This window comes from Marinovum sp. (genome assembly GCF_048263515.1).
Lineage (GTDB): Bacteria > Pseudomonadota > Alphaproteobacteria > Rhodobacterales > Rhodobacteraceae > Marinovum.
In genome coordinates this window covers 176,161-199,642 of the sequence record NZ_JBLXEC010000001.1, presented here as the reverse complement: position 1 = coordinate 199,642, position 23,482 = coordinate 176,161, and the positions used below count along the sequence as shown (strand labels likewise).

The following is a 23,482-nucleotide window of genomic DNA, read 5'->3' as shown; positions in this document are numbered from 1 at the left end:
GAGCCTCGCATGTCGGATAGATGATTGCCTGAGTTTATAGTTGCCTGAGTTAATCAAATAAAGCAAACTGAAAACACTAGGGACCACAGGATGCGAGCAGATGATGACCGACATGGCAGACGACAGGGGCCGGCCGTCTCGCGACGCCGACTATGCCCTGCGGCAACAGACCGGCTTCAAGCTGAGCCGCGCCTCGCGGCTCATGCAGCAGCGGCTCGAGGCCGCTCTGGCGGCGCAGGGGGTTTCGCGGCTGACCTGGTGCGTGCTCGCCAGCATCGGGCTGGAGCGCATCTGCACCCCCTCGGGCATTGCCGACAACCTCGGCGTCACGCGGCCCATGCTCTCGCGGTTGATCAAGACCATGAGCGACGACGGGCTGATCACCGTCACGCTCGATCCCGACGACGGCCGCAACCGGCAGCTTCATCTGACCGACACCGGCCACAGGACGCTCGCCGCCTGTCAGCCGCTGGTGCGCGCCAACAACCGGCACTTCGCCGCCAAGCTGTCGCCCGCGCAGTTGCACCACCTGCATGACGTGCTGGACCTGCTGATCGATGGCGAAACACCTTATCTCGACGCCCTCTAGTCCCGCCGCACCCCATCACCGGCCGCCCGGACCCCGCCCGGCATCTTGACCGTGCCCCCGGCATCGGCAGGATGGACCCGCGCGCACCCCAGGGAGGACGATGGTGTTCAACGGCTTCGAGACGATCGACATCCCCCTTCCCGAAGCGACCATTCACGCCCGGGTCGGCGGCAGCGGCGCGCCGCTGCTGCTTCTGCACGGCTACCCGCAAACGCATGTGATGTGGCACGGCATCGCCGAGGACCTCGCGCAGACCCATCGCGTCATCGCCGCCGATCTGCGCGGCTATGGCGACTCGCTTGCCCATGACGGCGATTTCACCTTCCGGGCCATGGCCCGCGATCAGGTCGCGCTGATGCGGCAGCTGGGTCATGACAGCTTTCACGTCATCGCGCATGACAGGGGCGCGCGCACCGCGCACCGGATGGTGCTCGACCACCCTGATGCCGTGCGTTCGGTTGCCCTGATCGACATCCTGCCGACACTCGACGTCTGGCGTACGATGGATGACTGGCTGGCCAGGCGCTACTACCACTGGATGTTCCTGTCGCAGCCCGGCGACATGCCGCGCCGGCTGATCAACGGCAATCCGGTGCTGTTCCTGCAGGCGGCGCTGAGCGGTCTGTCTTCCGGCGAGTCTGCCTTTCACCCCGAGGCGATGCGCGCCTACGAGACCGCCGCGCGCAAGCCTTCGGTCATTGCGGCCTGGTGCGGCGATTACACCGCGGCAGCCACCACCGATCTCGACCATGACCGCGCAGACCTTGGACGGCAGAGCGATCTGCCCTGCCTCGTGCTCTGGGGCGCCAGGGGTGTGGTCGCGCATCATGTCGATCCGCTCTCGGCCTGGCAGGCCTGGTTCCCCGGGGCGACCGGTCGCGCCATCGACGCCGGGCATTTCCTTGTCGAGGAACGCCCGGGCGAGGTGCTCGGGCACCTCGCCGCGCATCTGGCCCGGAGCTGACGGGCGGTCAGCCCGAGAGCGCGACCCGCTCCACCGGCACCGGCATCGGGCTGCCTGTCACCGGGTCTGCATGGATCTCAACGGGCAGGTGCCAGACCCGCTCGACCAGATCCGCCGTCAGCACATCCCCCGGCCGCCCGGTGGCGACAATGCCGCCCCGGTCGAGGATCACCAGATTGTCCGCAAAGCGCGCCGCCTGGGCGATATCGTGCAGAACCGCGATGCAGGTCCGGCCTTCTGCGGCAAGGGCGCGGAGAAGGCGCAGAACCTGCACCTGGTGTTGCAGGTCGAGCCAGTTGGTCGGCTCGTCCAGCAGCAGCACCGGCGTGTCCTGCGCCAGCGCCATGGCGATGAAGCACCGCTGCCGCTGACCGCCCGAGAGCGCGCCGACCTCGCGGTCGGCAAACCCCTGCAGCTGCATCCGCGACAGCGCCCGCGCGACGTGGTGCCGGTCCTCCGAGGTGCGCAGGCCCAGCAGGTTCTGATGCGGCGCCCGGCCATAGCCCACCAGATCGGTGACAGTGATCCCCGGCGGCACGACGTTTTCCTGCGGCAGCAGCGTGACGCGCCGTGCCAGGGCCCGCGCCGAGAGCGTGGCGATGTCGCTGCCCTCGAGGAAAACCTCGCCGCGCGCAGGCCGAAGCTGCCGCGACATGAGCCGCAGCAGCGTCGATTTCCCGCACCCGTTGGGCCCGATCAGCGCGGTCACCTGCCCCGCGGGAAAGGCGAGGTCCCGGGCGGTCAGGCGAAAACCGCGATAGCCGGCCTCGATATCTCTCAATGCAATCATCGGTTGGCTCCGGTGGTGGGGCGCTGGCCGGCCAGCAGCCAGAGGAAGAAAGGCGCGCCCAGAAGCGCCGTGAGAATGCCGGCCGAGATCTCGAGCGGGGCCGCAACCCACCGCCCGGCCACATCGGCCCCCGTGCAGAGCAGGGCCCCGACCAGGGCCGCCACCGGCAGCAGGGCGCCGTGCCGCCCGCCGACCAGCCGCATGGCGATATGCGGCGCCATCAGCCCGACAAAGCCCATTACGCCCACCACGCTGACCGACAGCGCCGCCAGCAGCACGCCCACCAGCATCAGCACCCCGCGCTCGAGGCCGAGGTGCACCCCCAGCGTGGCGGCGCGCTGCGGGCCGAGGTGTTGCAGATCAAGCCGGAAGGCCAGCAGCAAGGCCAGCGCCATCAGCCCGATCAGCGCCGGCGCCACCGAGGCCAGATGGCTCCACCCCCGGCCCCAGAGACTGCCGGTCAGCCAGATCAGCGGCGCCGAGGCCTCCGGTCCGGTGCGGGTGACCAGCAGGAACTCGACACCGGCCTCCATGACAAAGCCCACGGCGATGCCCACAAGCGTCAGCCTCGCGGCGTCGACATCGGCCCGCCCCGCCAGAAGCCAGACGGTCCCGCCGGCCAGAATGCCTCCGACCGCGGCCGCATAGGGTGTCAGCTGCGCCGCCCCCGCCGGCGCGGATCGGCGCCAAGCCCGTGGCTCGCCGCCTGTCCCAGCGCCATCAGGTTCAGCCGCTGCGCCAGCGCCGCGCCGAGGCCAAGCCCGGCAAGCGCCATGGCCCCCAGCCGCAGCGCCTCGGGCATCCGCACGTCAGAGATGTCGCCGACGGTCCAGCGCACGACCTGCCGCGCCAGATCATCCTCGAGCGTATAGCCCAGCCGCACCGCCGCAAAGCCCAAGGCCCCCACCGCCACGCCGCCAAGCACCAGCCGCAGGCTGTCGATCCGGCCCGCGAAGGCCCCGGAGATCGCGAATGTCAGCGTCACCGCGAGCATGCCGGACAGCGCCGCCAGAAGCGCCTGCGGCAACAGGGCAAAGGCCGGCACGGTAAGGCCCAGGACAATGCCCAGGGCCGCCCCCTGGTTGATCCCCAGCAGGCCGGGCGAGGCCAGCATGTTGCGGGTGACCGCCTGAAGCATCAGCCCGGCCAGGCCGAGGTTGGCACCGAGAGCCATCGCCGTCAGGGTACGCGGCAGGCGGATCTCGCGCATGGTCTGCTGGGCGATGCTGGCGGTCTCGCCGGCCCAGAGGCCGGAGAGATCCGCCAATCCGACATCGCTGCGCCCGCCGGTGGCCAGCGACAGGGCCGCGCCCCCCAGCACCGCCAGCACCGCGCCGACCACAAGGCCGCGGCGCCGCCACGCGGAGCCGCCTGCGGCCCCCGGCGCGACATCCAGGGTCAGCGCCTTCATTGCAGCTCTTGCACGATGCCCCGGATGTCGGCGGCGGTGACCTCGGCGGTCAGCATCCCGCGCGACCGCGACCAGAGGTCCGACGAGACGTCGAAGACATGACCCTTCTGCACCGCGTCGATCTCCTGCCAGAGCGTCTCATCGGCCCAGGCCTCGTCCAGCGTCGGCGCGCCGCCGCTCTTGCCCAGGATCAGCAACCCCGGATCAAGCTCGGAAACCTGTTCCAGCGTGACCTGCTGGTAGAGATCGGCGTAACCGTCCTGCCCCGAGGCCGCGAGCACCGGCGAGAAGCCGAAGTAATCAAGCAGGCTGCCGACATAGGACTGCGGGCTGTGCAGTCACAGACCGTTGGCATTGATCACCCCGAACTGCGCCGCCTGCCCCTCTGCCACGGCGGCCACGTCCTCGCGGATCTCGGCCATTCTGGCGGCGTGGCCGGCCTGGAACTCCGCCATCTCCGCGGCCTTGCCCACCGCCGCGCCGATCCGGGTCGCTTCCTCGATCACCGCCGCGTAATCCCCGGTCAGGCTGTCATAGACCACGGTCGGCGCGATCTGCGACAGCGTCGGATAGATCGCCTCGTGCCGGGTCTTGTCGGCGATGATCAGGTCAGGCCGAAGCGCGGCGATCACCTCGAGGCTGGGCGTCTTGCGCGAGCCGACGCTGGTCCAGTCGTCGCCGATGATGTCCTGCAGGACCGGTTGGATGCGCGCGCGGTTGCCGTCATCGGCAATGCCCACGGGGGCAAGATCGACCGCCGCCAGCGCATCGGCAAAGGAAAACTCCAAGGCCACCACGCGGCTCGGAGCGTCAGGCACCTCGGTGGTGCCGATGGCATGGGTCACGTCGCGGGCAAGGCCCGCCGTGGCAGACAGGCTGGTGGCGACAAGAGCGCAGATCAGGAGGCGCATTCGGGGTCCCTTCGTATAGCTGAGTGTTTTTGTCGGCTTATAATCCGCGCCGCAGATAGTAAAGTGTTTTTGTCGGGAATAATCCGGACCGTCCGACCGCGTCTCCCGCAACCCCGCCGGCCCGGTAAATGTTTACACCCCCTCGGAAATTTGGTTACGCTGCCGGTCATGCGATCCCATGCCAAACCCGCCGCACCCCCGACACATGCCTGCCGGAGCCCGCTTGCCGGCCCGGGTGCCTTGCCCGCATGACCGCGATATTTGCCAGCGTCGAGATCCTCGACATCGACAGCGGCGCGGTCGAAACCGTCCTCGCCACCGACCGCCATGTCGAGGCGCCGAACTGGACACCGGACGGCGCGGCGCTGATCGTCAACGCCGACGGGCGGCTCTATCGCATCGCGCTGTCGGACCCTGCGCTGGAAGAGATCGACACCGGCGATCTCACCCGGCTCAACAACGATCACGGCATTTCCCCGGATGGCCGGCAGCTGGTCGTCTGCAACTCGCCCGGCCGCGGCACCGCGCTGATCCATGTGCTGCCGATCACCGGCGGCACGCCCACCCGGATCACTGATCAGGCGCCCAGCTGGTGGCATGGCTGGTCGCCTGACGGCGCGCGGATGGCCTATGCCTGCATCCGGGACGGCCAGTTCGGCATTGCCACCTGCCCGGCCGTCGGCGGCGCAGAGACGCTGCTGATCACCAGCCCGCACCACTACGACGGCCCGGATTACACGCCGGATGGCCGGTGGATCTGGTTCAACTCCGACCGCGGCGGCGCCATGAAGCTCTGGCGGATGGCCAGTGACGGCGGCACGCCCGAACAGATGACGACAGGAGACAGCGTCGACTGGTTCCCGCATCCTTCGCCGGATGGGCGCCACGTCTGCTATCTGGCCTATCCGCCGGGCACCGAGGGCCACCCCTTCGGCTGCGATGTCGAGCTGCGCCTGTTGCCGGCCGAGGGCGGGCCGCCGCGCCGGCTCCTGACGCTCTTTGGCGGGCAAGGCACGCTCAACGTGCCCTCCTGGGCGCCCGACAGCCGCCGGTTCGCCTTCGTGCGCTATGCCGACACCCGCTGAGGAGGCACGCCGCGCCCAGCCGCGACTGGCGCCGCGGCACGCTCTCTGGCAGGATCACGGCAGCCTCTTTCAGACCCAGCGCCGGAGCAGACCGTGATCATCACCAGGCACGACATCGACATCGAGACGCCCACCGGCCCCATGCGCACCGGCATCTGCCAGCCGGCCGCGCCGGGCCGCTACCCCGCCGTGCTGTTCTATTCCGAGATCTTCCAGCGCACCGCGCCGATCCTGCGGGCCGCGGCGACCATGGCCGGGCATGGCTTCATCGTGCTGGTGCCAGAGGTCTTTCACGAGCTCAATCCGATCGGCACCGTGCTGGGCTATGACGAGGCCGGCAAGGACAAGGGCAACAGCGACAAATGGACCAAACCGCTGGAGTCGCATGACAGCGACACCGCCGCGATGCTGGACCACCTGGCGACGATGGATGCGCACAACGGCCGCACCGGCAGCATGGGCGTCTGCATCGGCGGCCATCTGGCCTTTCGCGCGGCGCTCAACCCGGGGATTGCGGCGGCGGCCTGTCTCTATGCCACCGATCTGCACAGCGACACCCTGCCCGCCGCGCCCGGCAACGGCAGTCTCGAACGCTGCGGCGAGATCGGCGGCGAGGTGATGATGGTCTGGGGCCGTCAGGACCCGCATGTGCCGCTGGACGGGCGGCGAAAGGTCCACGACGCGCTGACCAAGGCCGATGTCAGCTTTGCCTGGCACGAGGTCAACGCCCAGCACGCCTTCATGCGCGACGAAGGCGACCGCCATGATCCCGAACTCGCGGCGCTGGTCTATCAGCAGTCGGTGGCCCTGTTCCGCCGCTGCCTGACCTGAGGCCACCGACGGCAGGGACCGGCCCCCGCACCACATCGCCCTGCCGCGCGGGGAACCGAACGGCCGCCGGGGCCGTTCGTCTGTGTCACCAGGCGGGGCGGCAGGCAGAGCCGCGACCGCAAGCGGGACACGAGAGGGGGTGACGGGCGTCCCCGTGGCAAGGTAGCATCGACCCCGAAACCGAGCGGTAAAGAAGAATTCATGGCAACAGCAGAGACTGCCGGGCTGGCCCCGGTCCTTGCATTCACCCTTGTGGGGGTTCTTGGCGTGGGCAGCCAGTGGCTGGCCTGGCGATTGCGCATGCCGTCGATCGTGCTGATGCTGCTGGCCGGGCTGATCGTCGGGCCGGTCCTGGGCCTGCTCGACCCCGCGGCGCAATTCGGTGACATGCTCAGGCCGATGATCGGCATCGCGGTGGCGATCATCCTGTTCGAAGGCGGCCTGACCCTGAACTTCCACAGCCTGCGCGACGCCGCGGTGGGGGTAAAGCGGCTGGTGGTCTTCGGCGCCCCGCTCGGCTGGCTCGCCTCGGCGCTGACGCTGCATTACGTGGCCGGTCTCAGCTGGGCCGCCTCGGCGGTCTTCGGCGGCATCATGATCGTCACCGGTCCCACGGTCATCGCGCCGCTGCTGCGCCAGGCCAAGCTGCAGAAACGCTCTGCCGCGCTGCTGCAATGGGAGGCGATCGTCAACGATCCGGTCGGCGCGCTTGCGGCGGTGCTGGCCTTCGAGGTCGTCGTGGTGCTCGAGACCGCCACCTCGGTGGGGGCGGCGGCGCAGGACCTGGTGATCGGCATCGGCCTCGCCACCCTGCTGGGCGTTGCCGGCGGCTGGGGCATCGCGCGGGCCTTCCGCCGCGCCTATGTGCCCGAGTTCATGAAGGTGCCGGTGCTCTTCGTGGTGCTGCTCGCGGTCTTTGCGCTGTCGGACTACGTGCTGCATGAATCCGGCCTGCTGGCGGTGACGATCATGGGCATCTGGATCGCCAACGTGCAGCTGCCCAGCTACGTCGAGCTGCGGCGCTTCAAGGAACATGCCACCGTCCTGCTGGTCTCCGGTGTCTTCATCCTTCTGGCGGCGGGCATGAGCCGCGAGGCGCTGGCCTCGCTGAACCTGACCGCGCTGTTCTTTGTCCTTGCGGTGGTCTTCATCGCCCGCCCGCTGCCAGTCCTGGCGGCGCTGTCGTTCTCGGACCTGCCCTGGCGCGAGCGCCTGCTGGTGGCCTTTACCGGGCCGCGCGGGGTGGTGCTGGTGGCGGTGGCGGGCCTCTTCGGCGAACGGCTGGTCGAGATCGGCATCAGCGACGCCGACCGTATCGCGCCGCTGGCCTTTGCGCTGGTCGCGGCGACCGTGGTGCTGCACGGCTTCACCCTGACGCCGATGGCGCGACTGCTCGGCCTCACCGCCTCGTCGAAGTCCGGCGTCCTGCTGCTGGGCGGGTCGCGCTGGTCGGTGGCCCTGGCCGAGGCGCTCAAGTCGATGGAGCTGCAGGTGATCATCGCCGATCCCAACCACGCCCATCTGCGCCGCGCCCGCGATGCCGGGGTGCAGACCTTCTTTGGCGACATCCTGTCAAAGGCCGCCGAGGAACAGCTCGATCTCGTGGCTTATGACAAGCTGATCTGCGCCACCGACAACGATGCCTACAACACCCTGGTGGCCACCGATCTGGCGCCGGAGTTCGGCCGCGAGAACGTGTTCCAGCTCAAACGCATGCGCGAGGCCAGTTCGCGCCACGCCCTGCCCGCGACCCTGGGCGGGCAGGAGATCGGCGACGGTCGGACCTATTCCGAGGCCAATGCCCTGATTGCCGAGGGCTGGAAATTCCGGGTGACCGGGCTGACCGAAGAGTTCACGCTGGACCAATGGCGCGAGATGAACCCCGAGGCGATCCTGATCGCGCAACTCGACAAGAGCGGCACGCTGCGGTTCCTGGGCCCCGAGGCCGAGCCGAAGGATGCCGTCAACGTCGAGCTTCTGTCGCTGCAGCCTCCCAGACCGGCCAAGGCAGACACCGTCGCCGCCTGAGCCGCCCCGTCCCGTTCGCGTGACCCGACCGCCGGCCGTCGCGCCTGCGGTTTTCTGTGGCGCGTGGTCCGGCTGCAGGCCCGGCGACGTGGCCTTCGAAGACACCATCATGTACCGGGAAGACACCTCGACGAATGCCTTCAATGTCGCGAGCAACGTCAGGTTCGGCGCGGTGGATTCCTGCGCTCCGGGCGGCAGCGCCATGTTCGTGACACGCGGCGGCATGAGCGTGGCCTCCGGCTTTGCCCTGCACGGCAGCGCGGCGGTGGCGGCCGGGCCGATCGACTTCGCCGCTCAGGCCGGAGACCTTGAAGGCGCCGTCGTGATCTCGGGCGACGAGTTGCGCGGCACGGCCAATTCCCGCTTCGGCACCTGCGATCAGGACCTGGGCCTGGGGGTCTACGCCTATCACATGGTGGATTGATCCACCCTCGGCCCTGCGCGCGCGCACCCCGCGTTCAGTGCAGGCCCCACCACCCTTTATCGTTTGCGGTAAAATGCCTCATCTTCTGCCCCCTGCGAGGTCACTTTTACCGCAAACGATAAAACGATTGCGAAACCCGGCCCGAACGGTTATATCTTATCGTATACGGTAAGGATATTGGCCATGACAGCCGGTGACCCCCCTGACATCCTCGCCCGGACCGGCGCCGGAATCCGCCGCCACCGTACGGCCGCACAGCTGAGCCTGCAGGAACTGGCGCGGCTGTCGGGGATCTCCAGCTCGGCGCTGTCGCTGATCGAGACCGGCAAGCGCGACGCCAGGCTCAGCACGCTCGACAGGATCGCCCGCGCCCTGAACACCGAGATCGCCGGCCTCGTCAGTCCATCGTCAGCCCCCAGCCCCAAGGCCGCCCACGGCCCCGGCTATGACCTGAGCGACCTGGAATGACCACGGTCGAGGTCTATTTCGCCCGCTTCCGCGTCGGCCGCATCGACGTGCGCCAGGACGGCGCGCTCGGCTTCACCTATGACCCCGCCTGGCTGGCCACCGAGGGGGCCTTTCCGATCTCGCTCTCCATGCCGCTCCGGCCCGAGGCCTATCCTTCGCAGATCATCTCGCCCTGGCTTGCCAACCTCCTGCCCGAGGAAGAGCAGCTCGACATGCTCACCCGCTCGCTGGGGCGGTCACGGGCGGATGTGCTGGGCCTTTTGTCGGACATCGGCGGCGATACCGCAGGCGCGCTGTCCTTCGGCACGCCAAGCGATCCCGCCGCCTGGCGCTGCACGCCGCTGACCGACTTCTACGACACCGACGATCCGGGCGAAGCGCTCGACCGGCATTTCGCCGACCTCGACCAACGCCCCTTCCTCGCCGGCGAGGACAGCGTGCGACTGTCCCTCGCCGGCGGCCAGAAAAAATCCGCTCTGGCGGTGCTCGATGCCCAGGGCACCCCGGTGCTGCGCCTGCCGCGCAAGGGCGACCAGCTGGCGATCCCGCAGGCCGGCGCGCCCTCGACGGTGATCCTCAAACCCGACAATCCGCGCCTGCCCGGCATCGCCGAGAACGAAGTCTATTGTCTGCGCCTTGCCGCGGCCATCGGCCTGCCCGCCGCCGAGGCCGCAACCCTCGTCACCCCGACCCGCACCGCGATCTGCGTGCTGCGCTATGATCGCCGGCTGGCCCGGTCCGGCAGTCTCCAGCGCATCCACCAGGAGGATTTCGCCCAGGCCAACAGCCTGCCGCCGGGGCGCAAGTACGAACACGGCACCGTGCCGGGCCTGTCGCTGCACCAGCTGCTCGAGACCGGCCGCCGCCTCGGCCCGCGCAGCGCTCTGGGGCTGCTCGACCAGGTGATCTTCAACATCCTCGTCGCCAACACCGACGGCCACGCCAAGAATTACTCGCTGCTGCTGCCGCTGCGCGACGGCCCCCGGCTCTCGCCGCTCTACGATGTCTCTACCGTGCTGATGTGGCCGCATGTGGTGCAGAAGTTCGCCCAGACCCTCGCCGGCAAACGCCGCAAGCCCGGCAAGATGGCCGCCCGCCACTGGGAGACCCTCGCCGAAACCTCGGGCTTCAGACCGGCCGACGTGATGGACCGGGTGCAGCAGCTGGTCGACCGGATGGTCGCGGCCCGCGTGGCCACCACCAAAGGCGTCAGCGCCGGCCCCGGGGTGACGCCGGGCTATGTCGAAGAGACCGCAAGGCTGATCGAGAAGAACGCCCTGCGCATTGCGGGCCGGTTGTCGCGCCCCGCCGCGCGCCTGCCCGACTAAGGCCGGAGCGGCAAGGGCCAGCGGTCTGACGGCGCGCCCGCGGCCGGTTCCTCAGCCCCAGACCGTGGCCAGTTGATCGAACAGCGCCACCACCACCGGCGCCCGCCGGCGCTCTTCCAGCGTCAGGATCACCAGGCTGGCCGGCACGCTCTGCGTCTCGCACAGGCTCAGGCCGTAGGAATGCCGCTGGTCGATGGCAATGGTCTCGCGGCACAGGCACAGGCCGACACCGGCGCGCACCATCTCCAGCATCGAGGCCTCGTGATCCACCCGCGCCACGACGTTTTGTTGGCAGCCGTGATCGTCGAATATCCGGCTCAGCAGCCGGTTGTGCACCGACACCGCCGTCGTCCCGATCCACGGCAGCGCGGCCAGCTCGGGCCAGCTGGCCCGGGCGACCCTGGCGTCCCAGCCGATGGGCGCGATCACCCGGTAATTGAACGTCGCCAGCACCCGCGCCTCGACCGGCTCTTCCGAGGCGATGTCGTCGACCGCGCCGGGATCGGTCAGGTAGAAACCGGCGTCGATCTGGCGGCGGCACAGCTTTTCCAGGATCTCGCCGCTGATGCCATGCACCAGCTCGGTGGTGATCCCCGGACAGGCCGCGCCAAGCTGGCTCAGCAGGCGCCCGAGGCGGATGAACTCCGGATCGACGATGGTCCCGATCCTGAGCGTGCCCGAGACCCGGCCCACCTGCCGGCTGGCGCTCTGCCGGAATTCGGCCATGGCGGCCAGCACGGCCTCGGCCTTGGGCAAGAGCGCCTGTCCGTCCGGTGTCAGGTCAAGCCCGTGCGGCGCGCGCTTGAAGAAGGTCACGCCGGTGTCCTGGCTCAGCCGCCGGATCTGATGGCTGATCGCCGGCTGCGTCAGGTTCAGCACCTCGGCGGCGCGCGACACGCTGCCCTCGCGGGCGACGGTCACGAAGGCCAGGATGCAGTTGGTATTGGCGAGTCTCTCCATATGACGGATTCTAATATCAGTCAGAGAGATAAGTCATTGGGATTATCCGTCCGGCGGCCCTAAACCGGACGGCATCGATGGGCAGGGAGGAGCCTTCGTCACGCCAGCGCCGGCATCGCCGGGGCGCGGCGCGGCGGTCTCCGGCCGCCCGAAAGCGCGAGGAGACGTCATGGCCGAGACCGCGACAGAGTTCGACTTCATCGTCATTGGCGGCGGCTCCGCCGGCTGCCTTCTGGCCAACCGGCTGAGCGCCGATCCGGGCCACCGCGTCCTGCTGCTCGAGGCAGGCAAGCCCGACACCTACCCGTGGATTCACGTGCCGGTGGGCTATCTCTACTGCATCGGCAATCCGCGCACCGACTGGATGTACAACACCGAGGCCGACCGGGGCCTGAACGGCCGCACCCTGCGCTATCCGCGCGGCAAGACGCTGGGCGGCTGTTCCTCGATCAACGGCATGATCTACATGCGCGGACAGGCGCGCGACTACGACAACTGGGCCGCGCTCACCGGCGAGGACGACTGGTCGTGGGACGGCGCGCTGCGCGATTTCAAGGCGCATGAGGATCACTACAAGCTCGACGGCGGCGCCGATCCGCAGACCGGCGACAACGAACGCTTTTCCGACATGCACGGCCATGGCGGCGAATGGCGGGTGGAAAAGCAGCGGCTGCGCTGGGACGTGCTCGACAGCTTTGCCGATGCCGCGGTCGAGGCCGGGATCCGCAAGACCGAGGATTTCAACGGCGGCGACAATGCCGGCGTCGGCTATTTCGACGTCAACCAGCGCTCGGGCTGGCGCTGGAACACCTCCAAGGCGTTCCTGAAACCGGCGAAATCGCGGCCCAACCTGACGATCTGGACCGAGGCGCAGGTCGAGAAGCTGACCTTCGAGACCGGCGCCGACGGCGCGCTGCGCTGCTCCGGTGCCCAAGTGGACCACAAGGGCCGCAGCCGCCGCGTCACGGCCCGGCGCGAGACGGTGCTCTCGGCCGGGGCGATCAACTCGCCGCAGATCCTGCAGCTCTCCGGCATCGGTCCGGCGGCCCTGTTGCGCGACCACGGCATCGAAGTGCTGCGCGATGCGCCGGTGGGCGAGAACCTGCAGGACCACCTGCAGATCCGCGCGGTCTACAAGGTCACCGGCACCCGCACGCTCAACGCGCTTGCCGGCACGCTCTTCGGCAAGGCGATGATCGGCGCCGAATATGCGCTCAGGCGCACCGGCCCGATGAGCATGGCGCCCAGCCAGCTTGGCGCCTTCACCCGCTCCGATCCGGGACGGCCGCATGCCAACCTCGAATATCACGTGCAGCCGCTCAGCCTCGAGGCCTTCGGCGAGCCGCTGCATGCCTTCCCGGCGATGACGGTCAGCGTCTGCAACCTGAACCCCACCAGCCGCGGCCATGTGCGCATCCGCTCGGCCAGTTTCCGCGATGCGCCGATGATCTCGCCCAACTACCTCGCCACCGAGGACGACCGCAAGGTCGCCGCCGACAGCCTGCGCCAGGTGCGCGAGATCATGTCCCGCCCGGCGATGGCGGCCTACAAGCCCGAGGAATTCAAGCCCGGCCCGCAGTACCAGAGCGACGCAGACCTCGCCAAGCTGGCCGGCGACATCGCCAACACGATCTTCCATCCCGTGGGCACCGTGAAGATGGGGCATGACGACGATGACAGCGCCGTGCTCGACCCGCATCTGCGGCTCAAGGGCGTGACCGGACTGCGGGTGGTCGATGCCAGCATCATGCCCGAGATCACCAGCGGCAACACCAATTCCCCGACCTTGATGATCGCCGAGAAAGCCGCGCGCTGGATCCTGGCCGGTCAATGACACGCGCGTCCGAACCAGGAGGAACCATGCGCAATTCGTTCTCCAACCTGCCCCTCACCGGGGTCAAAGTGGTCGATTTCGGTCAATATATCGCCGGCCCCGCCGTGGCGATGCTGCTGGGCGATCTGGGCGCCACGGTGGTCCACATCGACCCGCCCGGCGGCCCGATGTGGGACAGCCCGGCCAATGCGACCCTGATGCGCAACAAGCTGATCGTGACCCTCGACCTCAAGTCCGAAACGGGCCTCGCCCAGGCCCGCGCGCTCTGCGCCGAGGCCGACATCATCGTCGAGAACTTCCGCCCCGGCAAGCTCGCCGCGCTGGGGATCGACTTTGCCGCGATGCGCGCGGAGCGCCCCGAGCTCATCACCATCTCCCTGCCCGGCTTTGCCTCCAACGACCTCGAGCGCCGCGAACAGCGCGCCTTCGAAAGCGTCATCGCCGCCAGTTCCGGCGTCTTCACCGACATGGGGCTGAACCGCGTGCTGATGGGGCTGAACCCGTCGTTCTCGCCGCTGCCGCTGTCCTCGGCCTATGCCTCGCAGATCGCCGCCTCGGCCACGGTGCTGGCGCTGCAGTCGCGGCAGGTGACCGGCCTTGGCGACCAGATCGAGGTGCCGCTGGCGGCGGCGGTGATGGAGGGGCTGTGCTACAACTCCATCAAGGTGTCGGACATGCCCGAACGCTACCTGACCCAGCGCGAGATCGAGATCGAACGGCGCCGGGTCGAAGGCCTGCCGATGAACCTGCCCTACGAGGACCTGCAGGAACTGCTCGACCCCTTCTTCCGCAGCTACATGTGCAAGGACGGGCGGATGTTCTACGTGGTCTGCCCCAGCCACAAGCACCACGCCCGCCGCTGTCTCGAGGTGCTGGGCCTCTATGACGAGATGATCGCCGAGGGGCTGCAGGAAGAGGACGACACCTACAAGCCGCAGAGGGAATGGGTGTCGGACACTTCGCTCGGCGTCTACCCGATGCCCAAGCTCTGGGCCGACAAGCTCGCCGCGCGGATGAAGGAGGTCTTCATGACCCGCACCTCGCACGAGTGGAAGCGCATGTTCGGCCGCGCCGGCATCCCCGGCGCGCCGCAGCGCTGGCTGCAGGAATGGATCAACGACGAATACGCCGAGACCTCGGGGCTGATGATCGATGTCGTCGACCCGGAATACGGCGAGATGATCCAGCCCGGCCCGGTGGTCTGGATGGAGGAGAGCGGCGAAGAGGCGCTGAGCCCCGCGCCGCGCCGCTGGGTCGGTTTCGACGAGGCGCTCGCAACGCTGCGCAAGCTGCGGACCGAGATCCCCGACGCCCGGGACGGCCTTGACCAGGAAGGCTGGCTGTCGGGCGTGCGCGTTCTCGACATGTGCAACGTCATCGCCGGGCCGCATTCGGCCAGCTACCTCGCCCGCTTCGGCGCCGAGGTGATCAAGATCGACCCGGCCCAGCCGCTCTACGACAGCTGGAACACGGTGATCTACGGCCTCTCGCAGGGTCGCGGCAAACGCTCGATCCTCGCGGATGTGAAATCCGAACATGGCCGCAAGGTCTTCGAGGACCTTGTGAAATCCGTCGACGTGATCTTCTGGAACGCCCCCGACAGCCAGATCAGGCGGATGGGGCTGGACGCCGAGAACCTGCGCAAGCTCAACCCAGAGGCGATCTTCTGCAAGCTCGACTGCTTCAGCGGCGTGCGGCGCGGCACCCGCACCGACTACATCGGCTACGACGATCTGGTGCAGGCCACCACCGGCATCATGCTGCGCTTCGGCGGCGCCATGGACCGCCCCGAGGAACACGCCCATGTCGGCACCATCGACGTGATGTGCGGCTTTGGCGGCGCGCTGGCGGTGGCCTCGGCGCTCTATCAGAAGCGGCGCTTTGGTCGGATCGGCCGCGGCCGCACCTCGCTCTCGGCCAACAGCGGGCTGCTGCAGGTGCCCTTTGCCTATGACTTCCGCGGCCGCGGCCTGTTCGACGAACCCTCGGGCCCCGAGGTCAACGGCTGGGATTCCCTCAGCCGTTTCTACAGCACCGCCTCCGGCGTCTACATCCTGCTCAGCGCCTACCCGTCGGATCTGCCGCGGTTCCGCGATGTCGAAGAGCTCTCCGAACTGCCCGACCTGCCCGAGGACGAGCGCGCCGCCTATCTCGCGGGCGCCTTCCAGCGCCATCCCGCCACCGAGTGGATCGCCCGCCTGCGGGCCGCCGACATCGGCTGCGCCATCTGCAACAACATCGACGCCCTGCGCTCGGAGAACCTGCGCGAGCCCGACGGCACCCCGGGCACCGACCGCGGCAGCTACTCCTTCTCACGCTACGCCGATCACCCCAGCGGACACGAGGTCATCCAGCTCGACCCCTATGCGGTGCGCCCGACCCGCGGCAAGGTCTTTGCCCTGCCGCCCACCGAAAAGTTCGGCACCTCGACCCGGGCGATCCTGAGCGACCTCGGCTATTCCGAGGCAGCGATCGACAGGATGCTCGCCTCCGGTCAGCTCAGCGAAAGCTGGAGCGCCGAATACCTGCCCAGCTGAGGGCCTTTGCGGCGGGCTTGCCAGAGCCCGCCGTTTTTCTTGCGGTGCGCCGCATCCACCCCCCGCTCGGACCAGTCCTGTCGCGCAGCCTGCGCGGCAAACGGAGGAGGCTGGCCCGACATTGTGCCAGAACGGAGGAACCATGGCCAACAAACCCCCATTGATGGAACTGGACATAGAGACCGCGGATCGCGGTCTCTATTCCGGCTTTGCCAAGAGCGTCGCGATCCCGTCCAAGATACTGGTCTCGGCGCTGATCGTCTGGGCGATCTCGGTGCCCGACACCGCCGCGGCGGTGCTGAACGCGCTGAACGGCGCCCTGCTCAAGAGCTTTGCCAGCTGGTACATCTGGGTGGTGGCGCTGTTCCTCGTGGTCTGCCTGGTGCTGGCGCTGGTGCCGGCCACCGGACGGATCACCCTGGGCCGGCCCGAGGATCGCCCCGAGTTCTCGCGCTTTTCGTGGTTCTCGATGATGTTCGGCGCCGGGATCGGCATCGGCATGCTGACCTTTGCCACCGCCGAGCCGATGTACCACTTTGCCACCAACCCCAATGTCATCCTCGGCCAGACCAGCGCATCGGGCGCCGACAACGTGACCGCCGCCTATGTCTGGTCGTTCCTGCACTGGGGCTTTTCGGCCTGGGCCTGCTATGCGCTGGTCGGGCTGTCGCTGGCCTATTTCTCCTACCGCCGGAACCTGCCCTTGACCGTGCGCTCGGGCCTGATGCCGCTGTTCGGCAGACATCTCTCCGGGCCGCTGGGCCATGTGATCGACGTCGTCGCCGTCGTCGCCACCATCCTCGGGGTGGCGCAGACCCTGGGCTTCGGCGTCGAGCAGTTCGTGGCCGGCCTCAACCGCGTGGGGTTCGGCGACTGGATCATCGAGGCCGACGGCAAGCCCAGCACCGCCGGGATCGTCGTGGCGCTGGTGATGATCCTCGGCGCCTCGACGCTCTCGGCGCTCTCTGGCGTGGGCAAGGGCATCAAGTGGCTGTCGAACCTCAACATGGGGCTCAGCGTCTTCCTGCTGGCCTTCTTCCTGCTGTTCGGCTCCAGCCTCTTCGGGCTCGGCGCGCTGGCCTCGGGGCTGCTGGCCTATGTGACCGAACTGCCGGCGCTGCTGGTGACGGTCTGGCACGCCGACGGCACCGAGACAGGCGACGCCCTCGCCGCATGGCAAGGCGGCTGGTCGGTGTTCTACTGGGCGTGGTGGATCGCCTTTGCACCCTTCGTCGGTGTCTTCCTCGCCCGGATCTCGCGCGGGCGCAGCATCCGCGAATACGTGCTGGGCGCGATCGTGGTGCCGTCGCTGATGTGCTTTGTCTGGTTCACGCTTGTCGGCGGCACCGCCATCGACATGACCCTGAGCGGCACCGCCGGCGACGCGATCTCGGGTGCCGGCCAGGAGAGCCAGCTCTTTGCCACGCTTGACCTGATGCTGGGCAGCGGCCTGGCCTGGGCGATGGCCGCCGTGGTTGTCGTCCTGCTGTTGACCTATCTGGTGACAACCGCGGATTCGGCGATCCTGATCGTCAACACCATCAATGCCGCCGGCGAGGAAAGCCCCAAGGGCCGCGCCCATATCGTCTTCTGGGGGGTGGCGCTCAGCCTCGTGGTCGGCGGCCTGCTGCTGGTGGGCGGTCTGGGCGCCATCAAGACCGCCATGGTGATCGGCGCGCTGCCTTTCAGCCTGGTGATGTTCCTGATGTGCGTGGCGCTGACCAAGGCCGTCATCAAGGACGCGATCCGCGACCGCCGCGGCGTGCAGAACCGCCACCGCGAAGCCTGAGCCCTCGCACCGGCGGGGCAGGCCTGACCTGCCCCGCCCGCTTCGGATAACGCTTCCCCGGCTCTGGCTGCCTGTGGCCCCCTACCCCTTCAAATCCTGGAATATTCAGGTGGTCTCACAGCGACCGCCCGCATGACCTTCGCCCCTCGCCGCGCGGGGCGCCAAACCGTCCGGCCCCCTGCGAAGGGAAGGCCCATGGCAGCCGATGAAACCGCCGGTCCTGCGACGGCTCATTTCTTCGCGGCGCTTTTGGGAAATTTCTTACTGCAAAAGCGCCGCGCCCCGCTGTATGGGGTTATGTCCGATAATCTCAACATTTTGGAAGGTAACGGCCGCGGCCACGATCCCCTGCCGTCTGTCCCGGGAAACACGCCCGAGCGACCGCAAAATGGACCTGTGAACATCATCCAGGACCTCGCCCCGGGACGCAATGCCAAAGGTCACGCAATGGGCAATCAAACCACCCGGTGCGCCGTCCGGCCCACCGTCCGGCATGCCTCACCGAGGTTGCGGACCCCCGGCTGACCCCCGGCGCACAACCTGACCATCACCCACCGCCCCCGCCAGCCCCGACCCTGCCGCGCCGGCACCCGGAGTTCTTGCAGCGCGCGTCGCGGGCCCGGCCAAGGCACACAGGCGCCGCGTTTTACCCATGGATAAATCCCGTCGACAGGGGCCAGGCCCCCTGCCCGTTCACGCATCAAGCGCGGCGTAGAAAGCCTTGATCGCCTGTTCCAGCTTGCGCCGGTCGATGGCCGAGAAGTCGCGGTCCTCGCGCAGTTCCAGCCGGCCCTGCGACGCGCTGCATTTGGCAACCGCCTTGCCCTGCGACACCTGGAATGTCGTCTTGGCCTGGCGCTGCCGCGGCGGCTTCTGACCCGGGGTCTTACCCGTGGGTAAAACCGGACCTTCCTCGACAAAGCCGCGCAGGATCGCCACCTCGCGCTTGGCATCCCGCCCCGGCTCGGCCTTCAGCGCCTGGCTCACCCGCTGCACCAGCCCCGCGTCCCGATCAAGCGCGCGCTTCAGTTCGACCCCGACATTTCGCGGAATTTTCTGCGGATGCTCCAGCAGCTTTTCCAGCCGTGTCAGCAGCTCGGCAAAGGCGCGGATGTAGCTGCGCTTCTGGTCCGAGGCAGACTTGAACAACACCGATACCGCCTCAGACACCTCGGGGCATTGGTTCGCCGGGTCTTCGGCATAGCGCCGCGCCAGCGTCGCCATTTCCGCGAACGAGATATCCTTGCGGATCAGGTTCTCGTCCACCATCCGGCGATAGCTGGTGTGCAGCTCGTTCTCGGCCGGCACGATCCCCACCGGGATCGTGGCAAAGGCCGGATCGCCGGTTTCCGCGTGCAGCGCGCGAAAGGCCATCAGCCGGCGCATGCCCTGGATCAGCTCGTATTTGCCATCCTCCCGCGCCTCGACGCGCAGCGGATTGGACAGGCCGATCTCGCGGATCGACAGCATCAGCTCCTGCAGGTCCTCGTCGGCGCCGGGGGCGCGGTCGCGCATCAGCTTGTCGGCGACCACCGCCTCGAGCGGCACCCGGTCGGTGATCAGACCTTCGCGTTTCAGCCTGACAAACTCGGTGGCGAGACGGTCGTTCTCTTCGCGGATGGTCTCTTCCGCTGCCTTGCGGTCGCGCAGCGAATTGGCGTTTTCGTGAATCGCCGAGGCCATCGGCCCGCGTCGCAGCGCGCGCTCGGGTGTCTTGCCGACCTCCATGTCGCCCATTTCGGGCAGGTCGATGTCGAACATTCTCCGCTTCTTGCTCATTTGTCAGCCTCCATCTGCGCCCAGGCATCATGCACCGTCTGGCGGAACTCTTCATAGGCCGCATCGAATGTATGACGTGCTCTGCGCCAGGTCTCTCTGGTCATCTCCCGGTAATCCATCTCGTAGACCGAGTTCAGGAATCGCCCGGATTGTTCGACCGCGCGGGTCATCTCGACCGGGTTGTCGGTGACATGTTCGCCCCAGACCTTGCGAAAGGCCTCCTGCATGGCGCGGTGCAGATCGTTGCCGGCCTCGTAACGGGTCAGCAGGAAGCGGATGTCGTAGAACACCTTGGGCAAAGCGATTTTACCCGTGGGTAAAGTGCCGTCGAACCCGCCTGACAAATCCTCGAGCGCCTCCGAGAGCTGGCCGACGAAGGAGGTGGTGCTGTCGTATTCCCAGTAGCCGGGGCCAGAAGGGATATAGAGCACGTCGGCGGCAAAGACCGCGTTCATCGATTGGTAGCCGATGGCGGGCGGGCAGTCGAAGATAATGATGTCGTAGCTGTCGTCGGGGATCTGATCGAGATAACGCGACACCGCGGCAAAGAACGACCACTCGGGATTGAGGTGGCGATATTGTGCGCTGGCGAATTCGACAAAGGCGGCGTTGGCGCAAGAGGGGATGGCGTCGATCGTGGGCCAGGAGGTCGGCTTGATGAAATCACCGATGCGCAGATCGCCAAGGCCCAGCTCGGTGATCGAGGCGGGCAGGTGTCGGTGGGGCAGGGCGGCGCCGCTCTCGGCGCCCACCGGGCCCGCGTTCATCCGCTCGGTCTCGCGGATCAGGTCGCGCGCCATGATGCCCCAGACGGTGTGTTCCTCGGAGACGTCGGTCAGCCCCATGGAATGGCTGAGCGTGGCCTGCGGATCGAAGTCGACCACCAGCACCCGGTAGCCGTCGAGCGCGGCGGCATGGGCGAAGTGCAGCGCCACGGTGGATTTGCCGGCGCCGCCCTTGAAGTTGGCCACCGCTGCGCGCACCGCGCGTTGCCGCGCCGGGCGCACCGGCATCAGGCTGCGCTTGTTGACCTTGAGACGGCGGCGAAGCTCGTTGATCTCTTCGAGCGAGAACCAGCGCTGCCGGCCCTCCTGTTCGACCTCGCCCGACGGCAGCGAGGGATCGGCCGCCAGCTTGCCGCGGAAGGTCGACTGGTTGATGCGGAAGATCAGCTCGGCGACCTCCCAGCTCGAGAACCGGCGCAGGGTCTTTTCCAGGCCGGGGGAAAAGGTCTGCTGGCGGATCCAGCCTTGGAGTTTCAGGGAACGGTTCTGAAGAACGCTCAGGTCTTCGTGGGTATACATGCAGGGCCTCGCAGGACGGTTTTTGTCGCTTTTCCCCCATTTACGCTTAATTTGCCATTAGGGCAAAACCTATTATCATCTGAAGGCAAGGAAGCCGGTTTTTATCCACGGGTAAGAAAACCAAGGGGATCGGGCCCTGAAACCGATTCGGACGTCAGTCAGGGGCGAGAGGGCGATTCCCTTGATCCCGCTGCGATATATGGGGGGACACCATTGGCGGCTCCCCCACGGTTAGGGGGACATTTCCGGCAAATAGGGGGACGTACAGGATGTCCCCCTTCACCTTACACTTCACCAGATCTTTTTTTATTGGGGCAGAATTGCGGGACGAAACCGCCACGCTTCAGAGGATCGCTTGACAGAATCGCATCGTTGGACGCAAATTGGACAAAGTTCCGGAAAAGCGTTGGCAGGCGTTCACAAACCGGACAAAAGGGCCGGGACAGCCGGCAACGAGGCGGAGCAGGTCATGCAGGTGGCGAAACCGGTCGGGCGCAATGCCTCGGCCCAGAAATACGACATACTTTCGGCGCTGGGGGTCTCTGCTCTTTCGGGGGACAAGCACCGCCAGCGGCTGATCATGCGTCTGATGGTGCTGATCACCACCCGTTACAATTGGCAGAACAACGAGCTCTCGATCGGCCGGGCCGAGATCGCCCGGCTCTGGTCGGTGGATGAACGCACGGTCAAACGCGAGATGGCCAAGCTGCGCAGCGCCGGCTGGATTGAGGTCAAACGCGCCGGGGCCAAGGGCCGGGTGACGGTCTATGCGCTGAACCTCGCGAGCCTGCTGGGCGACACACGGCCGATCTGGGAGACGATCGGACCGGACTTCGTGGCCCGCATGCAGGAGCGTCAGGGCGGGGCAGGGGAGGCTTTGGTGCCGGATGACCCCAAGGTGATCCCGTTCCAGCCGCGGGGCAGCGCAGGGCCGGCCGAGGGGGCCTGGGGCCAGGTGCTGGCGCGGCTGCGTCAGGAGGCGCCGGCGCTGACCAATGCGTGGTTCGGGCAATTGTCGGAAATGTCGCGCGAGGGCGGGCGGGTGACGCTGGCCGCGCCGTCGCGCTTCGTGGCGGATTACGTCAGCACGCATTTCCTGCCGCAGTTGCTGACGACCTATGCCGGGATCGATCCGGGGGTGCGCCGGGTGGACGTTCTGGCGGTGGAGTGATGGTGCACGCAGGCCGGCTCTGCTGCAAATCGTTGTTGCAAGATCGTGCAAAAAACTTGCAATGCCCGGCCGATCCATGAAGAACGAACGGGAATGTGCAGGTCAGGGACGGGGCAGGGGGCAAGATGCGGCAATCGAGGGTCAGACAGGAAGACATCGCCAAGCTGGTCGGCGTGTCGGTTTCGACGGTGTCGCGGGTGCTGTCCGGCGCGCCGGGGATCAGCAGCGCCACCGCCGAACGGGTGCTCAAGGCCGCGGCCGATCTGGGCACGCCGGTGACCCTGCCGGCGGGGCAGGGGGCCCCGGCGGCCAGCCCGCGGATCAGGCGGGCGCTGCTGCTGCAGTCGCAGGCCGATCTGAACTCGGGCTCGGCCTCGATCTACCATTTCATCATGACGGGGCTGAAGAACGCTGCCGCCGAGGTCGGGCTGCGGGTCGAGCTGGCGCTGTTCGGCGATGACGGCGAGATTCCGTCGCAGATCCTTGGCGGCACCGAGACCGGGGTGCTCTTTGCCGGGGTCGACCCCGAGCCTGCGCTGTTGAAAAGCCTGCTGGATCAGGGGCATCCGACGGTCATGGTCAATGGGATCGACCTGACGATGACCCACGATCACGTGGCGCCGAACAATTATTTCGGCGGCTGGATGGCGGCGCAGCACCTGCTGGACATGGGCCATCGCCGCATTCTGCACCTCGGGACCCGGCGGCGCGAGACGCTGGCGGCGCGCGACACCGGCTTTCGCGCGGCGATCGATCAGCTGGGCGGCGCCGAGGTCGACTGCGATCATATCGAGATGGAGAGCGTCACCGAACAGGCGGCGCACCGGTTCCTGATGCCGATGCTGACGGAGGGGCGGTTTCCCTATACGGCGGTGTTCTGTGCGGCGGACACGGTGGCGCTGGGGGTGATGCAGGATTTGCGGATGCACGGGTATGATGTGCCGGCGGATGTGTCGATCCTCGGGTTCAACGGATTGCCGCTGGCAGAGTTCTCCTCGCCGCTGCTCAGCACCCTGCATGTGGACTGGGAACACCTGGGCACCGAGGCGATTCGTCTGCTGGCCGCGCGGAGTGCAAATCCGGAGGCGCCGACCCATCAAATTCTGACGCAGGTAAAGATGAAGCCGGGGGATTCCGTTCTCGATCTGAGAAAGTGACGGTATAACAGCGGGTTGCCGGGCGTTTCTGCCGCCAGTGCAAATTTATTGCATGAATGCACAAAAACTTGCGGCATTGCGCAAATCATGCAAGTATCTCTGCAAGTCACCGTTGCAGGGAG

Annotated in this window: 20 protein-coding genes and 1 pseudogene; 14 read left to right on the top strand and 7 right to left on the bottom strand. The window is 67.5% G+C overall.

Features of this window, described 5'->3' with window-relative positions:
- The first annotated feature begins 103 nt into the window (after positions 1-103).
- Entirely contained in the window at positions 104-589 is a 486-nt protein-coding gene (locus ACN0SE_RS00990; protein WP_417522598.1) for a MarR family winged helix-turn-helix transcriptional regulator, read from the top strand.
- Positions 590-692: 103 nt separating this feature from the next.
- Positions 693-1,553: an alpha/beta fold hydrolase gene (locus ACN0SE_RS00985; protein ID WP_417522597.1), complete on the top strand. Its 861-nt coding sequence runs from the start codon at positions 693-695 to the stop codon at positions 1,551-1,553.
- Positions 1,554-1,560: 7 nt separating this feature from the next.
- Here the strand turns inward: ACN0SE_RS00985 and ACN0SE_RS00980 are convergent, their stop codons facing one another.
- From ACN0SE_RS00980 to ACN0SE_RS00965, 4 genes and pseudogenes are all read right to left on the bottom strand, one after another.
- Positions 1,561-2,343 (bottom strand): ABC transporter ATP-binding protein, encoded by a 783-nt coding sequence (locus ACN0SE_RS00980; RefSeq protein WP_417522596.1) that lies wholly within the window; start codon positions 2,341-2,343, stop codon positions 1,561-1,563.
- Complete coding sequence (locus tag ACN0SE_RS00975) at positions 2,340-2,942, bottom strand: FecCD family ABC transporter permease (protein WP_417522879.1); 603 nt, start codon at positions 2,940-2,942, stop codon at positions 2,340-2,342. Before ACN0SE_RS00975 ends, ACN0SE_RS00980 begins: the two co-directional genes overlap by 4 nt.
- Positions 2,943-2,995: 53 nt before the next feature.
- Positions 2,996-3,754: a FecCD family ABC transporter permease gene (locus tag ACN0SE_RS00970; protein WP_417522595.1), complete on the bottom strand. Its 759-nt coding sequence runs from the start codon at positions 3,752-3,754 to the stop codon at positions 2,996-2,998.
- A pseudogene (locus ACN0SE_RS00965) lies at positions 3,751-4,665 on the bottom strand (ABC transporter substrate-binding protein). The gene ACN0SE_RS00970 and the pseudogene ACN0SE_RS00965 overlap by 4 nt, the downstream one beginning before the upstream one ends.
- A gap of 248 nt (positions 4,666-4,913) precedes the next feature.
- Here ACN0SE_RS00965 and ACN0SE_RS00960 point away from each other — a divergent pair.
- From ACN0SE_RS00960 to ACN0SE_RS00935, 6 genes are all read left to right on the top strand, one after another.
- A complete protein-coding gene (locus tag ACN0SE_RS00960) occupies positions 4,914-5,750 on the top strand; it encodes a TolB family protein (protein WP_417522594.1) in 837 nt (278 codons plus the stop codon).
- Between the two features lie 93 nt (positions 5,751-5,843).
- Entirely contained in the window at positions 5,844-6,581 is a 738-nt protein-coding gene (locus tag ACN0SE_RS00955; RefSeq protein ID WP_417522593.1) for a dienelactone hydrolase family protein, read from the top strand.
- Between the two features lie 201 nt (positions 6,582-6,782).
- Positions 6,783-8,609: a cation:proton antiporter gene (locus ACN0SE_RS00950; protein WP_417522592.1), complete on the top strand. Its 1,827-nt coding sequence runs from the start codon at positions 6,783-6,785 to the stop codon at positions 8,607-8,609.
- 88 nt (positions 8,610-8,697) lie between these two features.
- Entirely contained in the window at positions 8,698-9,033 is a 336-nt protein-coding gene (locus ACN0SE_RS00945) for a hypothetical protein (RefSeq protein WP_417522591.1), read from the top strand.
- A gap of 183 nt (positions 9,034-9,216) precedes the next feature.
- Positions 9,217-9,501 (top strand): helix-turn-helix domain-containing protein, encoded by a 285-nt coding sequence (locus tag ACN0SE_RS00940; RefSeq protein WP_417522590.1) that lies wholly within the window; start codon positions 9,217-9,219, stop codon positions 9,499-9,501.
- Positions 9,498-10,829: a type II toxin-antitoxin system HipA family toxin gene (locus tag ACN0SE_RS00935; protein WP_417522589.1), complete on the top strand. Its 1,332-nt coding sequence runs from the start codon at positions 9,498-9,500 to the stop codon at positions 10,827-10,829. The genes ACN0SE_RS00940 and ACN0SE_RS00935 overlap by 4 nt, the downstream gene beginning before the upstream one ends.
- A 51-nt stretch (positions 10,830-10,880) precedes the next feature.
- On the opposite strand, the gene ACN0SE_RS00930 is transcribed toward ACN0SE_RS00935, so the two are convergent.
- Entirely contained in the window at positions 10,881-11,789 is a 909-nt protein-coding gene (locus ACN0SE_RS00930; RefSeq protein ID WP_417522588.1) for a LysR family transcriptional regulator, read from the bottom strand.
- A gap of 169 nt (positions 11,790-11,958) precedes the next feature.
- On the opposite strand from ACN0SE_RS00930, the gene ACN0SE_RS00925 reads away from it, so the two are divergent.
- The 4 genes from ACN0SE_RS00925 to ACN0SE_RS00910 all read left to right on the top strand — a co-directional run bounded on the left by ACN0SE_RS00925 (position 11,959) and on the right by ACN0SE_RS00910 (position 18,474).
- Positions 11,959-13,623, top strand: a complete 1,665-nt coding sequence (locus tag ACN0SE_RS00925; protein ID WP_417522587.1) for a GMC family oxidoreductase — start codon at positions 11,959-11,961, stop codon at positions 13,621-13,623.
- 26 nt (positions 13,624-13,649) lie between these two features.
- The gene (locus tag ACN0SE_RS00920) at positions 13,650-16,160 is read left to right on the top strand and encodes a CoA transferase (protein ID WP_417522586.1); all 2,511 of its coding nucleotides are present in this window, start codon (positions 13,650-13,652) and stop codon (positions 16,158-16,160) included.
- 142 nt (positions 16,161-16,302) lie between these two features.
- A complete protein-coding gene (locus ACN0SE_RS00915; RefSeq protein ID WP_417522585.1) occupies positions 16,303-17,949 on the top strand; it encodes a BCCT family transporter in 1,647 nt (548 codons plus the stop codon).
- A 195-nt stretch (positions 17,950-18,144) separates the two neighbouring features.
- Complete coding sequence (locus ACN0SE_RS00910; protein WP_417522584.1) at positions 18,145-18,474, top strand: hypothetical protein; 330 nt, start codon at positions 18,145-18,147, stop codon at positions 18,472-18,474.
- A 168-nt stretch (positions 18,475-18,642) separates the two neighbouring features.
- Here ACN0SE_RS00910 and ACN0SE_RS00905 read toward each other — a convergent pair whose 3' ends face one another.
- Both ACN0SE_RS00905 and ACN0SE_RS00900 read right to left on the bottom strand, forming a co-directional pair.
- Positions 18,643-19,710, bottom strand: coding sequence for a ParB/RepB/Spo0J family partition protein (locus tag ACN0SE_RS00905; protein WP_417522583.1), 1,068 nt, complete (start codon positions 19,708-19,710; stop codon positions 18,643-18,645).
- A 14-nt stretch (positions 19,711-19,724) separates the two neighbouring features.
- Positions 19,725-21,032, bottom strand: a complete 1,308-nt coding sequence (locus ACN0SE_RS00900) for an AAA family ATPase (RefSeq protein WP_417522582.1) — start codon at positions 21,030-21,032, stop codon at positions 19,725-19,727.
- A 469-nt stretch (positions 21,033-21,501) separates the two neighbouring features.
- On the opposite strand from ACN0SE_RS00900, the gene ACN0SE_RS00895 reads away from it, so the two are divergent.
- Entirely contained in the window at positions 21,502-22,203 is a 702-nt protein-coding gene (locus ACN0SE_RS00895) for a DnaA N-terminal domain-containing protein (RefSeq protein WP_417522581.1), read from the top strand.
- 125 nt (positions 22,204-22,328) lie between these two features.
- Positions 22,329-23,360 (top strand): LacI family DNA-binding transcriptional regulator, encoded by a 1,032-nt coding sequence (locus tag ACN0SE_RS00890; RefSeq protein WP_417522580.1) that lies wholly within the window; start codon positions 22,329-22,331, stop codon positions 23,358-23,360.
- Positions 23,361-23,482 lie beyond the last annotated feature (122 nt).

Bases quoted from the DNA above. Each gene is read 5' to 3' on its own strand.
- ACN0SE_RS00890 (WP_417522580.1), top strand. From the start codon at position 22,329: ATGCGGCAATCGAGGGTCAGACAGGAAGACATCGCCAAGCTGGTCGGC.
- ACN0SE_RS00930 (WP_417522588.1), bottom strand. From the start codon at position 11,789: ATGGAGAGACTCGCCAATACCAACTGCATCCTGGCCTTCGTGACCGTC.
- ACN0SE_RS00905 (WP_417522583.1), bottom strand. From the start codon at position 19,710: ATGTTCGACATCGACCTGCCCGAAATGGGCGACATGGAGGTCGGCAAG.
- ACN0SE_RS00980 (WP_417522596.1), bottom strand. From the start codon at position 2,343: ATGATTGCATTGAGAGATATCGAGGCCGGCTATCGCGGTTTTCGCCTG.
- ACN0SE_RS00990 (WP_417522598.1), top strand. From the start codon at position 104: ATGACCGACATGGCAGACGACAGGGGCCGGCCGTCTCGCGACGCCGAC.
- ACN0SE_RS00935 (WP_417522589.1), top strand. From the start codon at position 9,498: ATGACCACGGTCGAGGTCTATTTCGCCCGCTTCCGCGTCGGCCGCATC.
- ACN0SE_RS00970 (WP_417522595.1), bottom strand. From the start codon at position 3,754: ATGAAGGCGCTGACCCTGGATGTCGCGCCGGGGGCCGCAGGCGGCTCC.
- ACN0SE_RS00940 (WP_417522590.1), top strand. From the start codon at position 9,217: ATGACAGCCGGTGACCCCCCTGACATCCTCGCCCGGACCGGCGCCGGA.
- ACN0SE_RS00915 (WP_417522585.1), top strand. From the start codon at position 16,303: ATGGCCAACAAACCCCCATTGATGGAACTGGACATAGAGACCGCGGAT.
- ACN0SE_RS00925 (WP_417522587.1), top strand. From the start codon at position 11,959: ATGGCCGAGACCGCGACAGAGTTCGACTTCATCGTCATTGGCGGCGGC.
- ACN0SE_RS00910 (WP_417522584.1), top strand. From the start codon at position 18,145: ATGGCAGCCGATGAAACCGCCGGTCCTGCGACGGCTCATTTCTTCGCG.
- ACN0SE_RS00895 (WP_417522581.1), top strand. From the start codon at position 21,502: ATGCAGGTGGCGAAACCGGTCGGGCGCAATGCCTCGGCCCAGAAATAC.
- ACN0SE_RS00960 (WP_417522594.1), top strand. From the start codon at position 4,914: ATGACCGCGATATTTGCCAGCGTCGAGATCCTCGACATCGACAGCGGC.
- ACN0SE_RS00900 (WP_417522582.1), bottom strand. From the start codon at position 21,032: ATGTATACCCACGAAGACCTGAGCGTTCTTCAGAACCGTTCCCTGAAA.
- ACN0SE_RS00920 (WP_417522586.1), top strand. From the start codon at position 13,650: ATGCGCAATTCGTTCTCCAACCTGCCCCTCACCGGGGTCAAAGTGGTC.
- ACN0SE_RS00950 (WP_417522592.1), top strand. From the start codon at position 6,783: ATGGCAACAGCAGAGACTGCCGGGCTGGCCCCGGTCCTTGCATTCACC.